Origin of the sequence: Olsenella kribbiana (assembly GCF_036408795.1) — a bacterium.
Taxonomy (GTDB): Bacteria; Actinomycetota; Coriobacteriia; order Coriobacteriales; family Atopobiaceae; genus Olsenella_L; species Olsenella_L kribbiana.
Genome location: NZ_JAZGJP010000004.1, coordinates 43,340 through 61,133 on the forward strand (window position 1 = coordinate 43,340; position 17,794 = coordinate 61,133).

Genomic DNA, 17,794 nt, shown 5'->3' on the forward strand with positions numbered 1-17,794 from the left:
TGACGCGCTACACCACCGCAACCGGCTCCCCATGTGTGACGCCCGCCGCGTTGAAGGCATCGACGGCCACGTAGTACGTCGCGCCGGCGTTGAGCGTGGTGAGCACGAGGCTCCCCGCCGCTCCGTCCGCAACCTCCCAGCTACCGTAGAGCTTGTCCGGCGCGAGGCCGTAACGCACCAGATAGCCAGTCGCCCCCGCAACGGGATGCCACGCTATTTCAGCCGAGAGGCCACCCTCGGTGCGCGCCGCCGAGAACACCTCAACCGCTGCGGGACGGGCGAGCCCCTCGGGCGCCTCGCCGAAGACGCGCAGGCCGCTCACTGCCGCGCGCCCTCCCAGGGGCGCCTCGATGTGCGCGAGCCGCACGTAACGGACCCGGCGCGCCATTCCCAGGTCCACGTAGGCGTGCGGGCGGTCGCTCACGCCGTCGCGCGTGTCAAGCGCCGGCACCCACACCGTACCGTCCTCCGAGGTCTCCAGCAGAAATCGTGTCGGCTGGTCCTCGGTCACGATGATGCGCTTGAAAAACGCGCCCGAATCCGTGAACGCCTCCTCCCCAGCATCGAGCGGGCGGGGCGCCTCGTCGGCCAGGTTCACCTGAATCGCCCGAACCCGCTGGATGGAGCCTAGGTCGACCTGCACCCACGGGTCAGCGTCATCTGCGGCGGCAGCCCACCAGGTGCGGCAGTCCTCCGTGACGGCTAAGGCGCTCCCATGCCCCTCAGCCTCGCTCGAGGCGCTCGCCACGGCTCCCGGCTCGGCCGTGAGCAGCATCCATGCAGGCGCCGTATCTTCGTTCCAAGCGCGCGGCGCCTCGGGCACCTCCTGCGGATAGCAGGCGAGCCGCTGGTCGCAGTGGAGCGTCCCCTCGGCATCGAAGGAACACGGGAAGAGCCCGATCCGCCGCTCAAACTTCTCGTTCATCGAGATGCGCATGGTCGAGGCGTGCCACCAGTTGCCGTGCGCGTCCTCGAAGGTGCTGCCGTGGCCGGCCCCCTGCATGAAACCACCAGGGTTGGACGAGAACGGGTTCCATGCCTGATAGGTGAAGGGGCCGAGCGGGCCTTCGCCCACGTACACGCCATCCGCGTAGACGTTGCACTCGGTACCGGGCGCAGCGTACTGCAGGTAGTAGCGCCCCTCGTGCTTGGTCAGGTAGGCACCCTCAATAAAGGGCTTGGTGCCCGTATGCGCGCGGACCATGCGTTCCATCTCGGTCTTGGGCTCGTCCAGGTGATTGTTCTCGCCCTTGCGTTCCCAGCCATGCGCATCCTCATGCTCGGCGATGAGGGCCACGGGCTCACCTAGCGGCGCGAATGTTGCGCGGTCGAGCTCGACGCCCCACACGGGTTCGGTGCTGCTGCACCCCCAGTAGAGGTACACGCGCCCGTCGTCGTCCTGGAAGAGATCCGGATCCCAGAACTCCATGGTAGCCGCCACCGGCTTGAAGGGCTGGGTGAGCGGGTCGACGCTGCGGAAAAACGTGCAGGTGCTCCCGCGACGGCTCGCACAGAAGACCACGGCGCCGTCGATCACGCGTACATCAGGCGCATAGTCCTCGCAGGGGAGCTCCGGCGTGGGCGTGAAGCTCCATGTGACGAGGTCGACCGAGTGCCAGAACCCGCCGCTCATCGAAGCGAACAGCAGGTAGCGGCCGCGCCAGGGGATGACCGTGGGGTCGGCAGCCTCGCGAAACACCCACTCAGCCTGTTTGCCGGGGGCGATCTTGTCCTGGTAGCGATAGGGAAGGTCGAGCGGGTTGCAGAAGGTGCGGGTCATGAGGGCTTCTCCCTTCATTGTGAATCGTGGTCGGGTGCGCGGGGCCGCCTTGACGAGGGAACGCCGTAAGCGGCGTGAGGAACGGAGGCGGCTCCGCGCACCCGGCACATCTGTGGTGGATGTGGGACCGGCCGCCAAACGCGGCGACCGGTCCCGCCGGTTCGAGCGCGCGGTCAGACGCGCACCGGGGCGAAGGCGCCCAAGTGTGCGAGACTCGGTTTGGGTGCGCGCTCCTGCGTGGCGCGGTCGCACGCGATGAGGCCGAAGCGCATGGAATAGCCCTTCTGCCACTCGAAGTTGTCCATGAGCGACCAGTAGAAATATCCCTTCACGGGGATACCGTCATCCAGGCAGCGCCCCACGCCCGCGAGCGCCTCGTCGATGAAGGCGACGCGGCGGGCGTCGTCATCGGTGCCGACGCCGTTCTCCGTCACGATGATGTCACCCGGCCACGCGCTCGCCACCGCGCGGATCACGTGCTCGAGCGCCTGTGGGTAGAACTCGTAGCCCATCTGCGTGGTCTCGGCGCCCTCGGGTACAGGCAAGTCGCCCTCCGGCCCCACGAGCGTGCGCGTGTAGTTCTGCACGCCCAAGAAGTCATCGTCCTCGATCGTAGGCAGGTAATGCGTGAACTCGTCCTCCCACTCCTCAGCCGCGAGCGCCTCGCCGCCCGGCTGCGGCTGCAGGTCATGCAGGCTCAGCGTGAGCCCCACCTTCACATGCGGACAGAGCTCGCGGATGGCCGCACGGGCACGGCGGTGCGCCTCGCACACGATCTCGTCACTGTGGCGCGAGCGCGGGCTTTGGAAGGTCTGCGGGTTCTCGGTGCCAAACGCCTCCTTGTTCTCTGCCTTTTGGAGCTGCTGGTTCTCCATCATCTTCTGCAGGTTGAGGCCCATCTGAACCTGCGACTCGTCCGTCGCGGCACCTTCGGGCCCTGCCCCACGCGCAGCGGCCATCGCAGCGGCAGCTGCCTTTGCCTGCTGCGCGTAGCGCGCCGCGATACGGGCAATCTGCAGCCCCATGTTTGCCTCGTTGATGGTGCACACATAGGTAAGCTCACTGCCCAGGCGCTCCATGATGTGGCGCACGTAGTGCTCGAAATCGGTCGGCGTGGTCTCGGCGTCCCAACCGCCCTTGCGAATAAGCCAGATGGGACTGCTGAAATGGTGAAGCGTCACAATCGGCTCCACCCCATTCGTGCGACAGCAGCGAATGACGGCGCGATAGTGCTCGACCTCCGCCTCGTCAAAGAGTCCCTCCTCGGGCTCGATGCGACCCCACTCGATGGAGAAGCGATAGGCGTTGAGCCCCGCTGCTGCTGCGAGACGGATATCCTCCTCGTAACGGTGATAGTGGTCGCACGCATCGAGCGACGGCTCCGAGAACGTGGTGTGCGGCATCTGCTCCATGAGCCACAGGTCGCTATGGATGTTGTTGCCCTCCACCTGGTAGGCGGCCGAGGCCGCGCCGAGCATGAAGTTCTTGGGTAGCATGATTCCTCCTTCGTAAGCGGACTAAGCCGCGTTTATCCCCGGGACGCGTCGAGCCAACCCGCCCCGGCGCAGATCATTCGGCCTGCACGGGAGCCTGCGCTGCGGCCTGCTCCGCGTTCACCCGCTCGAGCAGGCCATCGAGCTGCTCCTCGCTGAGCATGCCGAAGCCCACGAGCGACGAGAGCTGAATGCCTCCGAGCATCGCCTGCGTGCTCGCGGCGTCACCACCGCCCGTAGCCTCGCGCGCACCGGCCATCATGCGGCCGAGCACCGGACCGAACACCTGCGCGCCCGCGGGCGTTTCCATAATATCGTCGAGCGTCGAGTAGATCGAGAACGCACGCGGCAGGCTGCGCTCGGCTGTGAAGGACACGGTGCCCCGCAAGCGGATATCGCGGCTCGACGCGCCAATCTCGATGCCATATGCCCCGCTCTCCGCGAAGAACGCGTGCAGGAGCGGCTCGTAGTAGGAGAGTGCGCGGACATCAAGCGTGAAAGCGACGCGCGCGCTCTCACCCGGCTCGAGCGCGACCTTTGCGAAGCGCTTGAGCTCACGCGTGGGGCGGCGGCGCATTCCGGCGGGTGGCGCAACGTAGAGCTGAACGATCTCTTCACCCGCACGCGGTCCCGTATTGGTGACGGTGAGCGCACAGGAAAGCTCCTCGTCCTCGGTGAAAGCGTCCGCGCCAAGCTCAAGATCGCTGTAGGCAAACCTCGTGTAGGAGAGACCGTGACCAAACGGGAAGAGCACGGGCAGCTCCTTAGAATCGTAGTAGCGGTAGCCAACGAACACGCCCTCATGGTATTCCGTGCGGTTGTCCTCACCGGGGAAGTTGAGATATGACGGGTTGTCCGAGAGTTTCATGGGGAAGGTCTCGGCAAGCTTGCCCGACGGGTTCGCGCGGCCATAAAGCAGATTCACCATAGCCTCACCCGCACCGTCACCCGGCAAGTACATCTCGAGAATCGCCGCGACATCCCCTGCCCAGGGCATCGTAACGGGCGCGCCGTTCATGAGCACCACGGCGGTGCGGGGCTGAGCCGCCGCCACGGCCGAGATGAGCGCGTTCTGCGCGGCGGGCATGTCGAGCGCAGCGCGGTCGTAGCCCTCGCTTTCATAGCGCTCGGGCAGGCCGGCGAATATGACGGCGGCACCGGCAGCACGCGCCGCGGCAACCGCCTCGTCGATGAGGGCGGCATCGGGCTCATCGTCCTCCACGCGATAGCCCTGCGCGAACACGACGCCCGCAGGAGCCTCTTCGAGCGGGCACGAACGCTTCGCGCTGTTCACGTGGCTGCTGCCACCGCCCTGGTAACGGGGATCGCGCGCGAAGCCGCCGATGAACGCCACCGGCGCGCCCTCCGCGAGCGGCAAGGTAGCATCATTGTTTTTGAGCAGCACCGCCGAGCGCTCCGCCACCCGCGCCGCAAGGCGGTACCCGCGCTCGAGGTCGGGCGCGACCGCACGATGACCTGCCACGGCTTTCTGCACGAACGTGAGCACGTTCTCCACCGCGAGGTCGAGGTCCTCTTGCGAAAGACTGCCGTCCTCGATCGCGGCAATAATCTGCTTCGTGCCGCGATCGGTGCCGCCAGGCATCTCGAGGTCGAGCCCCGCACGGATGCCGAGTGCACGGTTCTTCACCGCACCCCAATCCGTCACCACCATGCCCTCAAAACCCCAATCATCGCGGAGGATTTCCGTGAGCAGCTGGCGGCTCTCCGAACAGTAGGTGCCGTTCACCTTGTTGTAGGCGCACATGACCGACCAGGGCTTCGCCTGCTTCACCACCGTCTCGAAGGGCGCCAGGTAAATCTCATGCAGAGTGCGCTCGTCCACCACACTATCGCTCACCATGCGCCCGGTTTCCTGATTGTTGCAGGCAAAGTGCTTGATGCAGCTGCCCACGCCGGCGCTCTGCACACCGCGGACGAGGGCGGCGCCCATTTCACCGGCGAGCACCGGATCCTCGCTGAAGTACTCAAAGTTGCGACCGCACAGCGGACTCCGCTTGATGTTGAGACCCGGTCCCAGCAACAACGCCACATTCTCCGCCTGGCACTCCTCCCCTAGCTCCGCACCGAGTTCGGCGGCAAGTCCCGTATCGAAACTCGCGGCGACGGCAGCCGAGGACGGAAAGCACACCGCCCGGACGCTTTCGTTGATACCCAGATGGTCGCCCGCTCCACCCTGCTTGCGCAGGCCACTCGGGCCGTCGGTCATCATGACGGCGGGCACATCCAAGCGCTCGAAGGCGCGCGTATGCCAGAAACCGCCTCCCGAACAGACCTCTGCCTTTTCCGCGAGCGTCATCCGATCCACGATGCTCTTGATGTCCATGGGGTCCTCCTATTCGGCAGCGGTGCGGTTTTTGATGGCAGAAAGCGCCTGCTCCAGCCGCTCGATCTCATCGACCGGAATGCGTGCGTAACGCAGAATGGTACGGAGCGATACGCGCGATGCGAGCCCTGTACCCGCACGCGCCTCAGCTGCACCGCTCGGAGCGTCACCAACCAAGGCGAGCAACGAAGCAAACATCGGCTCGCCCTCGAGGAGCTCGCGCGCCTCGGGACAGCCAAGCACGTGGCCCACCGTACAGTCGAGCGAAAGGGTCGGGGCATCGTCGACCGTAAGCCATCGGTTACAGCGGGGCTCACCCATCCCCTCCTCACCCGGCAGTCCCAACACGTCGCCGAGCCATGCCACGCTATCTGCGACCCAGTGCAGCGCGCGAGAACACAGCCCGTCGGGGTCTTCGAGTGCATCGACACCGGTCGAGAAACCGTGCGGGGCAAACGCATAGATATGCGACTCAAAGGAGATGCCCGCCTGCGCGAGGGCGCCGATGAACTCAATCGAGTTTGTCACCGGAACGAGCACGTCGGATGCGCTCGCAAAGACGAAGCACGGTGGCGTGAGGTCATCGACCGCGGACGCGACCGCTGGGGCTCCGGTGTTTGCTGGGGTCCCGCAGCCGCCGAGCGCGGCATAGCCGAGCACTGCGGCGTTCGGGCGCTCGCGCGCGCTCGTGGCGGCGACGCCGGCAAGATGGCCTCCCGCTGAGAAGCCCACCACCGCAACTTTGTCCCGGTAGATACCCCAATCGTCAGCACGGGAGCGGATGAGGGCCATCGCCTGCTCGTAATCGTCGAGCGGATTCGGCCACGCCGCGTGCTTCCCTACGGAATAGCGCAAGACGAACGCCTGGAACCCTGCCGCGAGGTACGCGAATGCAACCGGATCCGCTTCGCGCTCGGAGCACATGGCGTACCCGCCGCCCGGCAGGATCAGCACAGCGGGTCGTCGGGGAGCGCGGCGGAACTCTCCGCCCGCGCGCTGCGTGTAGGTCGTCAACGTCACATCACGCTCCCCGTTGAGCGTGATGACCTCTCGTTCCATGCAAGCCTCCTTAACGTCCCTCCGACGATGACCGCGGCGGTAGGTCCTTGATAACGCGACAACCCGCCCCGGATGAATCATCTGTTGAGCGCAAAGCGGTGGACGCCCTTCTCAACCATGTGCTCTGCGCCGTCCGGTAAACGAATGATGCCAGGAACAGGCAGCGTCGCCTCCACCGCAAGTTCGTCACCCTTGAGCGCCCACGCCACGCGAATCTCGCCGGCACGCGAGCGGTAAGAACCCTCGGCATGCCCCAACCGCACGTCGACGTGCGGTTCCACAAGCACGCGGGCAAAGCCGGGCTCGAGCGGGCGGATTCCCAGCACGTAACGGTAGAGGAACGCCCCCACGCTGCCGAAGGCGTAGTGGTTGAACGAGACCATGTTCTCGCTCGACTGGTCGCTCGTGCGCTCCTCGTTCACGGTACCGTCGGGGCGGATAGCATCCCAGCGCTCCCAGATGGTGGTCGCACCCTGGTTGACCTCGAAGATCCAACCCGGGCAGTCCTCGGTAAGCAGCAGGTCGAAGGCGAGCCGCTCCTCGCCTCCCTCCACGAGCACGGGCAGCAGGTGCTCGGTGGCGTAGAAGCCGGTCTGGATGCCCCTGGCGCGCAGGCTCTCCACGAGCTGGGCGAAGACGGCGCTCCAAGCCCCGGCGTCGTCCGCGCGATCGAGCACGAGGGCGAGCGCCATCACCGCGGCGCCCTGGTAAAAGTCCTTGAGGCGCCCGTCTTCCTCCAAGAAGGCGGCGCGGTACGCCGCTTGGGCGCGCGCCATGGCCTCGCGATAACGCGCCGCATCATCCCCGTACCCCAAGTAGGCGGCGACGCGCGCCACGATGCGGAGGTCGTTCACCATGAAGGCGCCGGAGACGGGCGCGTTGTGCTGAGCTGCCCAGGCGATATCATGTCCGGGAGCAAGCCAGTCGCCCAGGTTGGCGCCGAACCACAGCCCCTTTTCGCCCGCCTGGCGCAGCTTGCAGTCCACCATGGCGCACATGCTCTCGTACTGCTCGACGAGCGCGCGGCGGTCGCCGTAGTGCTCGAACAGGAGAGCGGGCAGGATGGTGTCAGCGCTCGCCCACTCCTGCATCCCGATGAACCCGACGCCCGCCGGCCCCGTAGCCGGCACGCTAGCCGCAACGTAACCCTCGGTGTTGTCGCGCTGGCTCATGCGGATATCCTTTAAGAACTTTTCCATGAAGGCGCACGTGTCATAATTGTACGCCGCCGTCTGCGCGAAGGCATGGCCGTCGCCGGTGTAGCCCTGGCGCTCGTCGCGCTGGGGGCAGTCGGTGGGCACCTCGACGTAGTTGCTGCGGCAGGTCCAGAGCTGGTTCTCGAAGACACGGTTCACACGCTCGTCGCCGCAAGTGAAGAACCCGGTGCGTTGCATGGCGGTGTGCACGGGGCGCGCCCGCAGCAAGCCCGACCGCCACGGACAGCCTGTGAGTTCCACGTAGCGGAAGCCCATGTAGGTGAAGCGCGGCCGCCAGATTCCATGCTCGGAGCCTTTGTGGTACTCCACCGCGGCCTTTGCCGTGCGCAGATTCGCCGTGTAGAGGCTGCCGTCCGCGTTCAGAATCTCACCGTGGCGCAGGCGCAGGTGCGTACCCTCGATGAGGGAGGGATCGATCTCCACGACACCCGCCATGTTCTGGCCGAAGTCGATGATTGTGGTGCCGTCCGAACGCTCAGTCACCGCCACAGGCTCCCTGACCTCGTGGAGCACCGTCTTGATGGGCGCGGGCTCCAGCGTCTCGGACACGAGGCCCTCAAAAGGCACGGGCGGCAGAGGCTCGGGTACGGCGGGACGCCCGTCAGCGGCGTCTGCTGCCCAGTAGATTTCGCCGTCGTAAAGACCCGCGTAATCGTACGGGCTCAGCACGCCCCGAACGCCCGCGTCCGCAGATGTGGCCCGCCGCGTGGTGCCGTCGGCAAGTTCGAGCTCCAGCACCCACGAGACCGCCGGGCGCTCCCCCCAAATCTGAGTCTTGTTCTCACAGGTGAAGCGCCCGCAGTACCACCCCTGCGCCAGGTAGACGCGCAGCACCGGCACCTCTGCGCACCCGGTATCGGGTGCACCCTGCGCGGCAAGCGCCTCCGTCACGTCGTACACTTGGTAGTGCAGGTCGTATGGATAGTAGGTAAATCCCGGCGTGAGTAGCGCGTCGCCTACGCGCGCACCATTGATTTCCGCTGCATAGAGGCCAAGCGCCGTGATGGCGAGCGTCGCGCGGCGCGGCGCGGCACCACCCGTGTTGAGCAGCTGCTCGAACACCTCGACGGTACCCTCCCGATAGCACCTCTCGGTGGTGATGAAGGCGCCGCGCAGGGCTGCAGCCGTCTCTTGCTCCGTCATGTCGTCCCTCGTTTCTCCTCGTCGCGTCCGTACGGGCGGCACCGGCGCGCCCCTACGCGCCGACCTTCTTGAACCGCTGCAGCACCTTGTTCATTGCCTGAATCTCCTCTGGAGTGGTGCCTCCGCGCTTCATCATGCTCTCCAGCGTCATCCGACCGAGCATTCGCTGCAGGTCGGGATTGTCCTTCACAGCCTCGGCAACGTCGCCGCGCGCCTTGGCGCCCTCGGCCATCATGCGGTCGAGCACCGCGCCTGCCTCGGGGCTCTGATGAATCTCGTTCAGCGTATCCTTCACCGAGTAACAGGTGGGATCGATGGGGTCCTCGTCGAACCAGTTGTCCACCGGGCCGGCCTCACCCAACGCGTAGTCCGGGTTGGGCTCGGTAACGTGGCGCAGGCTGATTCGGTCGGAAAGCTCGCCGGCGCGCGCCTCGATTGCGTGCTCGGAGCCCACCGCACCGAGCGGCACCGAAAAGATGAACGCGTGCGTACCAGCCTGCTCGGCCAGAAGCTCGCCGTCCACATAGAGCGCCACGCCCGGCTGGTTGCTGTAGACCTTCACCTCGGCTGCCTCGCCGGTGCGATCGCGGAAGCGCCGGCCGCACACGTGCACGAACGGCTCACGGCTCCAATGGGCTTTGTAGAGATAGAAGGCGTCCTTCTTGGTCGAGCGGTCGAAGGTGACGAGACCCTTCTGGTTCTCGCCCATCTTGCCGCCCTCCTCGCGCCCGTCGGCTCCGAAGTCGAACATGTTCCACACGTGCGTCGCCCACAGCCACGGGCGCGCCTCGATCATCGCGAGCATGTGCTCGTGGAAAACGCACTGATACTCCTCGGAGTAGTCGCCTCCGGCGGGCGCGGCAGCGTGCAGCGCCGGGTTGGCGTCGGCGCCGTACTCGGAGAAGCCGATGGCTCGTTCAGGATAGGCGGCGTGATAGGTGTCGAAGAACTCGTCCGTGTCGCCCATCTCGCCCACGTACCATCCGAAGTAGAGGTTGTAGCTGTTCACATCCGGGATCTCCAGGATGGGAGAGTCGATGCCCAACATGAAGACGTTGGCCATCGTGGTGGGACGCGTGGGGTCGAGCTCGTGGCAAAGCGTGTTGAGCTCGCGGTGAATCTGGTAGAGGTCCTCCCCCACCGCCGAGGCGGCCGTGATCTCGTTGGAGAGCCCCCAGACTACGATCGAGGGGTGGTTGAAGTTCTGCGTCACAAGCTCGCGCATCTGCGTGAGCGCGTTAGCGTCGCCTTGAGGCAGGCGCATGGTGATGAAGGGAATCTCGGCCCAAACGCAGATTCCCGCCTCGTCGCAGAGATCATAGAACACCTGAGCGTGCTGATAGTGCGCGAGGCGGATGGTGTTGGCCCCCATCTCGCGGATCATCGCCATGTCCTCGGCCATCATCTCGGGCGTGAGGGCGTTGCCCACGCCCGCGCGGTCTTGGTGGCGCGACACGCCGCGCAGCGGGTAGCTCCGGCCGTTGAGGATGAAGCCGCGCTGCGGATCGATCTGGTAGCTGCGGCAGCCGAAGCGCTGCGTCACGGCATCGCCCGAGGCGAGCGAGACGGTCGCGGTGTAGAGGTACGGGTCGTCCACACCATCCCACAGGCGCGCATCTATGATCTGGAAGACGGCCTCGGCATGCCCCGCCTCCACGGGAACGGTTACCCGCCACGTGAGCTCCTGGCCGCCCGATGCACCCGCGATCGCGATGGTCGCCTCGGCCGGCGCACCCTCGAACCATGCCTCGACCGTCACCTCGGCGCTGGCGCCCTCGGCGCCCCCCGCGGGGCCGAGCGTCACTTGCGGCGTCACGCGCACCCCAGGCGCCCCGCAGTGCCCGAGCGCCACGTGCTCGGCGGACACAGTGATGAGCCGTACGGGGCGGTAGATGCCGCCGTAGAAGGTGAAGTCGGCGTACTGCGGGTACACATGGTCGCTTGACCCGTTGTCCACCGCGACCGCGAGGGTGAGCGAGGCGCCCTCAGCCGCGGCGAGTGCAGGTGCGAGGTTGACGCGGAAGGTCGAGAACCCATCCTCGTGACGCGCGAGCTCGGTGCCGTCGGCGTAAACCGTCGCAGTGAGCGCGGCGCCCTCGAACTCGAGCCACGCCTCCTCGCCCTCGGCCAGCTCCGGCACGGCGAGCTCGCGCACGTACCAGCAGGTTCCGCGATAGTAGTCGTTGCCGCCGTCGGCACCGTCCTCGGCGTTCCAGGTGTGCGGCAGCCGCACGAGCTCACCTGCGCCCGTCCGCGCCGCCTCGGCTGCGGACGTCGCATCCTCGACCTCCGGCGAGCCCTTCAGAAAAATCCAGCCCTCGTTGAGCGATGTCGTGCTTCGCATCGCTTCCCTCCTTATCTCATCCACCCCATCTGCACGGGCGCGCCGCGCCCCGCGCGGGGTCTCTGGGGCACCAGGCGATCTGGCCCCCACCCGTTCGTTGCACCAGGCGGCGTCCGGAGCCCCGCCGAGGGCCCCGGGCGCCTACGGAACGCACCCCTTCGGATGCGCTCCGTTCGAGCTATGCGGCTGCTTCCTCAGCCTCGAGCTCGGCCTTCTTCTCGTTGATATCCTTCTGGACCTCGATCATCTTCTCGCGGGTGAGCGTGTAGAACTTCATGGAGATGAGGCCGATGATCCAGCCCAGCAGCGGGATGCCGAAGTAGAGGAAGAGCCCCACAGCCTTGATCTCCGGCGTGGGCGCGTCGGTGGGCTGCGGCGCGGTGTTCACGTACCCGATGACACTCACGCCCACGGCGGCGATGGTGGAGCCGAGCGAGGTGATGAACTGGTCGATGAAGTTGTAGGTGGCCGTCACCACACCGGGCAGGTACTTGCCGGAGCGCGAGAGCTCATAGTCCACCACGTCGGCGCGCATGGCGTTATCGGCGGTGGTGATGCACATCTTGGCCCCGTTGATGAGAAACAGCAGGCTGAAGAAGATCACCATGGGCACCGTTGACTGCGAGATGGAAAGCATGTCGATGGAGTAGCAGTAGCCGATGGCCAGCACGGACAGCACCGAACCCACGAGCATCGATACGATGGCGATCTTACGGCTGCCGTAGGTGCCGCTGAGCTTGCCCGCGAGCACCGCGAAGATGATGGACGGCAGCGAGGTCACCGCGGAGACGATGGTCGAGAGGCCGATGTTGCCGATGAGGATGCCGAACACGAGCGTGGTGACGATGGCCTGGCTCATGGTCTGCTGCGAGAGCTTGGCCGACACGCAATGCAGGATGTACATCTGGAACGGACGGTTGTCCTTCAGCAGGTGCAACATGTCGCGCACGCCCACCTTCTCGTCCGAGGCGGTGAGGTTCTCGAAGTTCTCGGTCTTATCCACGTCCTTCAAGCCGATAAACGAGAGCAGCATGAACACGAGTGAGATGGGAATGTACACGAGGGCGCACGTGGAGAGCATCGCGCTGTTGTACTCGCCGCCGAACATGGGCAGAAGCACCACGTTGGAGACGATCATGAGGACCATGGGCACGAGGTAGCTATAGAGCGTGCCCCACACGCCCACGATGGGGCGCTGGCGCGGGTCGGTGGAGATGATGGGGGGAGCCATGTTGCCCGCGATGTCGCACACCGAGTTACCCACGATGTAGATGAGGTAGAGCACCACGAAGAGCACCACGCCGCCGCCATTCGCCCACACGAAGAGCAGGAGCGCCGCGATGGAGCGGATGACCCAGCCGACAGCGGTAAAGAGCCGGATCTTGCCGTGCTTGCCCGTGTAGCGATCGATCATGAGCGCGATGGCCGGGTCGATTAGGCCATCGAATACGCGCGAGGCGGTGAGCAGCACGCCCGCGAGGCCCATCGCGATACCGTAATTCACGTTTGCGACATAGCTGACGAGCGTGATCAGCGAGTAGAACGTCATGCTCATGCCGTTCGACATCATGGTGAGCGCGATCTGCCACCACTTGGCGCGACGGTACTGCACACCGTCGACCTCGCTCGCCGTTACCTTCTTGTGTGCCATAGGAACCCCCTAGCGACTTACCATTCCGTCTGCTTGATATTTCATTACATTCGTAATGTTTATCAGTAACTGGTATACTACTTGTACTCTTTACAGACGTAACGCTGAGGCCGTGTCAACTCCGCAAACGGTAGACTCTGGCCGCTGAACGTCAGGTTGAGAGCTACGCGGCGTCCGTTTGCGCGCCGCCACCGCTTGCCATGGAAGCAACGAAGCATCCGTTTCACTCATGCCCCATTCACGATTCCAGCAAATAAACCCTGACCACCGCCATGCTCCATCATGACAAACTCTGAGAACGACGGAGCATCTCGCGTCCGAACGAGCAGTCCCCATCGATGCCTCAACAGGGGGCGCAGCCTCGCGATCAACCGCTGAGGCCATCTTCACTGTACTCACAGGCGCCACGCGACACGATAATCCAATGACAGAACAACCTTATCATTACATTTGTCAAGTTATCTGATATATCATTTGAACGTAACGGGATGCAACCATGATGCTGAGAAGGGCGCAAGCACCCAAAGGAGGCTTTTATGACTAAGACGGCGGTGCAGCAAATCATGATCGGCGGCGTCTGCAAAACGGAGGCCAAGGCAGCCACAGCGCTCGGCGCCATCAAAGCGGCGGGCTACGACGGCATCGAACTCAATGACTTCATGATTACCTCGAGCCCGCTTATCGTGCGCATGCTCACCCGCGCGGCGGGCATGCCCGTGGGCAGCGCCGGCAAGCTCGATTGGAAGCGCCTCGTGCGCGAGGCCGGGCTCGAGGTGACGAGCCTGCACACCAACCTCGGCTGCCTCATGGAGCGCCCGGAGGGCACGATTGCGCTCGCCCGGGAGCTCGACACCTCCACCGTGGTGATCACGGGGATGTACCGGTTCGACTATTCCGACCGGGATGCCGTGGAGACGCTCGCCTGCGACCTCGACGCCTGCGGCGAGCGTTTGGCAGCCGAGGGCATCAAACTGCTCTACCACAACCACAACTCCGAGTTCCGCAAGGTCGCACCCGGCGTCACCGCCTACGAACTGCTGCTCGAGCAGACGGATCCCGCTAAGGTAAACTTCGAGCTCGACACGTACTGGCCCGCCGAGGCCGGCGTGGACGTGCTCGGCCTCATGCGCCGCGTGGGCAGCCGGCTGCGTCTCTGGCACATAAACGACCGCGGAGCGCGTGTCAAGGGACCCTCTATGACGCCGATCCTCGCCTCGGACAGCATGGAGCTCGGATGCGGCAACATGCCGCTCGAAGAACTCTGGGCATTGGCGCAAGCCTCGAACGTCGAAGGCATCGTGCTCGAGACGCACAAGAACTGGATCGACAAGTCCCCGGTGAAAAGCCTGGAGGTCAGCGCCGCTTGGCTGCGCGATCACGTGCGTTAAACGGTATCGGTCGGCGAGCCCCAGAACCCTCTCGAACACACCCTTCCGGACCCCTATCACACGGCTCAGGCATGAAGCTTTCCGTACCAGCTCCTTCGCATGCGCGGACCTCCCCTGTTCATACCCGAGAGGTAACTGCCTCGGAACCCCGATACGCCTGCGTGTGCGGATCTGCCGCTTCTGTATCTTTCAAAACGCCCATAAGTGGCAGATTCGCGCACGGGAACATTTCCGAGGGTCGATCGGCGCCGAGCCGGTCGGCCACACCGCCGCAAGTGGCCAATTGAAGCTGGGACGGTGCGGCCGCGCCGACGGACGAGCCGCACAAAAGACGCGGGGCGTCGCACCCGATGGCGCAACGCCCCGCGCAGCGTCCCCCTGCTGCGCCAGTGCCCTACGCGCGCACACTGGAAGCAAGCTCCATGGCTTCGCGACACGCAGCCGTCACCGGTGAGAAGTCACCGCCTGCAAAGAGCGCCGGCTTGACCATCCAGGTGCCGCCGCAGGCGATAATCTCAGGCGAGGCCAGGTACTCGGCCACGTTCGCCGGCGACACGCCGCCGGTGGGCATGAAGCGATGTCCTACGAACGGCGCGCAGAGGGCCTTGATGGTCGAAAGGCCACCGTATTGTGCCGCCGGGAAGAACTTGGTGACCGTGAGACCGAGGGCGCGCGCCGCCGCGACCTCGCTGGGGGTCACCGTGCCGGGCAGCACGGGCACGCCGCGCTCGATCGCGTGGCGCACCACAGCCTCGGAGAACCTGGGCGACACAATGAACTCCGCACCGGCGTCGACCGCGTCGTCTACCTGTTCCGGCGTGAGCACCGTACCAGCACCGATGCACATTTCGGGGTGGGCAGCGCGCATGGCGCGGATGCAGGCGGCGGCGCACGGGGTGCGGAACGTCACCTCTGCGGAGGGCATACCGCCGGCGATGAGGGCGTCCGCGAGGGGCTCAGCGTCCTCCTCGCGCTCGAGCACAACCACAGACACGATCTTGAGCTCAGCAAGCTCATCGTAAAACGCTTCGAACATGGGGCTTCCTTTCGGAGTTGATACGGATTAAGGGGCCGACGCAGGCTCGCTACCGGGCGACGCACGTGCCGCCGCCGGCAGAAACTGCGACAGAGGCAATCTCTGCCTCGGTCACGAGGTTGGAATCGCCATGGATGGTGAGCTTGAGCACCGAGCCGGCGATGGCGTAGTCGACGGCACGCTGGGGGGCGTAGCTGTGGAGCAGCGCGTGCAGGTAGGCGCCCGAGAATGCATCGCCCGCAGCCACGCCCTCGAGCACGTGCATGTCGTAGACGGAGCTGAACCACCACGAGCCGGCCGCATCCGTCCCGGCGGGCTCACCCGGGGCGCCGTGCGGCAGCAGGTCATCGGTCGCCGAACAGAAGAGCATCCCCATCCAACGGGAATCCTCAACCGAGCGAATGTCGCGAATCACCGAGAGAACCTGCTTGCACCCGAACTCGGCGCAGATCTGACGAGCCATCTCCACGTAGCCGTCGCGCTCGGCGATACCGGCCTCGAGCGAGCCGGAAACGCAGGTCATACCAAGGCCGGCAGGCGCGTCCTCGTCGTTGGCAATCACGATATCGACCATTGGCAGAAGCTCGCGCATCACCTTTTGCGAGCGCTCGGGCGACCACATCTTTCCACGATAGTTGACATCGCACACCGTAACGATGCCGCGCTCGCGGCAGGCGACCAATGCCTCCTTGCAAGCACGTGCCATCTCGTCGGAGATGGCCGGTGTCACACCCGAGAAGTAGAAGAGCCCGACGCCCTCAAGGATGCTGTCCCAATCGAAGGCGTCCGCCGACGCGAGGTTGATGGCGGAGTACTTGCGGTCGTACACGCAGCCGTTGCCGCGCACCGACGCCCCCACCTCAAAGACGTAAGACCCCAGGCGATCGCCCGCGCGCACCACGCGCGACGTGTCCACACCATAGGCGCGCAGATGGCGCAGGGCGCACTCCCCCAAGCGGTTCTCGGGCACCACTGAGACATACGCGGCACGGTCATTCTGATATGACAGTGAGAGGGCAACATTGGCCTCTGCACCGCCGTATGCAACGTCAAACGACTGTGCTTGCTCGATGCGCCGCTGGTTGGGCGGAGAGAGGCGCATCATGATTTCCCCAAAGATCAAAACAGTTTCTGACAGTCAAGAAGCCGGGTGATGGTTGCTTCACGTCGAGCTGCGGAAACGTGCATCGGCAAGCATGAGATGGCGGACCACCCTTGCAGTCTCGAGCCACCTCTCGCTGGCCTGCTTGACGCGGAATAGATAGACGTACCAGTTCAGGTATGACTGCAGATACTTCATCTCCATACCGGTGAACCGCCAGAGATAGCGCTTGATCCAGGAGCAGAGGTTGTTCACCATCGCGACCCGCTCGAGATACACCGGATCGTTCACGTCCGCCTTGTAGGCTTCATGGGTGCCCTTGATCGCCTTGACGAGGGCATTGTGGGCACGCTCCCTGTCCCCTACGATGGTCGAGCCATCCGCGATATGCGGCTCGAGGCTCTCCCTGATCCTCCTGGAGGAAGGCTTGCCGTGGCCGCATACGACGGCGACGGGATTCTTGTGGATGTCGATTGCCACTGCGATGCATACCTGCTGCCTGGAGAGCCCGCGCTTCCTGGCCTGCCCGAATCCGTGGGAGAGATCCGTGTCCACGATATATGTCTCGTCGATTCACACCCTGTCCTTCAGGACGATCCGGTCCTGGTAGCCATCCACGGTCGCGAACACCCTGTGACGCCATTCCCATGCCACCTGGTGGGAGACCCCGCAGATCTCGGCCGAAGCGTCGAGCGGCACGCTGAAGCGCATGAGCCGCACGAACTGGATCCATGCGGCCATATCCGCCTTGCTGTGCTCGAGGACCGTGCCCGTGAGGGAGTTGTATCTCCTGCCGCAGCTGCGGCACCGGAACCTCTGCAGCCCGCTCTCCTCGTGCCCGTCCCGCCACGCCCCCTTCGCCCCGCAGGACGGGCAGGCTGGCTGCGAACGGTAGAGGCTGGCGGCATCGGCGAAGGTCCCGAATCCGACGGCTTCCCAGCATTCCCTCTCGTGCACGGCAGACGACAGCAGTGCGAAGTCGCCGGAATCCAGGCCGGCGACCATCTCTGCGAAGGCATTCCCCTTCGGCATGGCGGCATCCCATCTGCAGCCTGGAGCCTGCCCGGTGGGATTGTCGCCAAACAAAGAGCCAGGCAGGCTCCAGGTCGCATTCTCTGTTTGGCAGCGCCATCATACCATGCATGCCGGGCACAGGCACATATGTTCGTCACCCGGGTTCTTGACTGTTAGAAAACGGAAACGAAGCGCGGACGAAGCGTGGAGATGTGGCGTTCTG

The 17,794-nt window shown here is 65.0% G+C and carries 12 protein-coding genes; 1 reads left to right on the top strand and 11 read right to left on the bottom strand.

Going from position 1 to position 17,794, the window contains the following annotated elements; translation table 11 throughout:
- Window positions 1-7: 7 nt before the first annotated feature.
- The 7 genes from VXJ24_RS03910 to VXJ24_RS03940 all read right to left on the bottom strand — a co-directional run bounded on the left by VXJ24_RS03910 (window position 8) and on the right by VXJ24_RS03940 (window position 13,031).
- A complete protein-coding gene (locus VXJ24_RS03910; RefSeq protein WP_330971613.1) occupies window positions 8-1,780 on the bottom strand; it encodes a family 43 glycosylhydrolase in 1,773 nt (590 codons plus the stop codon).
- A gap of 173 nt (window positions 1,781-1,953) precedes the next feature.
- Window positions 1,954-3,276, bottom strand: a complete 1,323-nt coding sequence (locus VXJ24_RS03915; protein WP_330971614.1) for a glycoside hydrolase family 1 protein — start codon at window positions 3,274-3,276, stop codon at window positions 1,954-1,956.
- A gap of 73 nt (window positions 3,277-3,349) precedes the next feature.
- Window positions 3,350-5,617 (bottom strand): glycoside hydrolase family 3 C-terminal domain-containing protein, encoded by a 2,268-nt coding sequence (locus VXJ24_RS03920; RefSeq protein WP_330971615.1) that lies wholly within the window; start codon window positions 5,615-5,617, stop codon window positions 3,350-3,352.
- 9 nt (window positions 5,618-5,626) lie between these two features.
- On the bottom strand, window positions 5,627-6,676 hold the full coding sequence (locus VXJ24_RS03925; protein WP_330971616.1) for an alpha/beta hydrolase: 1,050 nt from the start codon (window positions 6,674-6,676) through the stop codon (window positions 5,627-5,629).
- A gap of 77 nt (window positions 6,677-6,753) precedes the next feature.
- The gene (locus VXJ24_RS03930; protein WP_330971617.1) at window positions 6,754-9,036 is read right to left on the bottom strand and encodes a family 78 glycoside hydrolase catalytic domain; all 2,283 of its coding nucleotides are present in this window, start codon (window positions 9,034-9,036) and stop codon (window positions 6,754-6,756) included.
- Window positions 9,037-9,088: 52 nt separating this feature from the next.
- Complete coding sequence (locus VXJ24_RS03935) at window positions 9,089-11,380, bottom strand: glycoside hydrolase family 2 protein (RefSeq protein ID WP_330971618.1); 2,292 nt, start codon at window positions 11,378-11,380, stop codon at window positions 9,089-9,091.
- Window positions 11,381-11,558: 178 nt separating this feature from the next.
- A complete protein-coding gene (locus tag VXJ24_RS03940) occupies window positions 11,559-13,031 on the bottom strand; it encodes an MFS transporter (RefSeq protein WP_330971619.1) in 1,473 nt (490 codons plus the stop codon).
- 536 nt (window positions 13,032-13,567) lie between these two features.
- On the opposite strand from VXJ24_RS03940, the gene VXJ24_RS03945 reads away from it, so the two are divergent.
- Window positions 13,568-14,419, top strand: coding sequence for a sugar phosphate isomerase/epimerase family protein (locus tag VXJ24_RS03945; RefSeq protein WP_330971620.1), 852 nt, complete (start codon window positions 13,568-13,570; stop codon window positions 14,417-14,419).
- A gap of 394 nt (window positions 14,420-14,813) precedes the next feature.
- Here the strand turns inward: VXJ24_RS03945 and eda are convergent, their stop codons facing one another.
- The 4 genes from eda to VXJ24_RS03965 are packed head-to-tail and all read right to left on the bottom strand — an operon-like array spanning window position 14,814 to window position 17,589.
- Window positions 14,814-15,455: a bifunctional 4-hydroxy-2-oxoglutarate aldolase/2-dehydro-3-deoxy-phosphogluconate aldolase gene (eda, locus tag VXJ24_RS03950; protein WP_330971621.1), complete on the bottom strand. Its 642-nt coding sequence runs from the start codon at window positions 15,453-15,455 to the stop codon at window positions 14,814-14,816.
- A gap of 49 nt (window positions 15,456-15,504) precedes the next feature.
- Entirely contained in the window at window positions 15,505-16,578 is a 1,074-nt protein-coding gene (locus tag VXJ24_RS03955; protein ID WP_330971622.1) for a sugar kinase, read from the bottom strand.
- Between the two features lie 39 nt (window positions 16,579-16,617).
- Window positions 16,618-17,130, bottom strand: a complete 513-nt coding sequence (locus VXJ24_RS03960) for a transposase (protein WP_330971725.1) — start codon at window positions 17,128-17,130, stop codon at window positions 16,618-16,620.
- On the bottom strand, window positions 17,131-17,589 hold the full coding sequence (locus tag VXJ24_RS03965; RefSeq protein WP_330971623.1) for an IS1/IS1595 family N-terminal zinc-binding domain-containing protein: 459 nt from the start codon (window positions 17,587-17,589) through the stop codon (window positions 17,131-17,133).
- Window positions 17,590-17,794 lie beyond the last annotated feature (205 nt).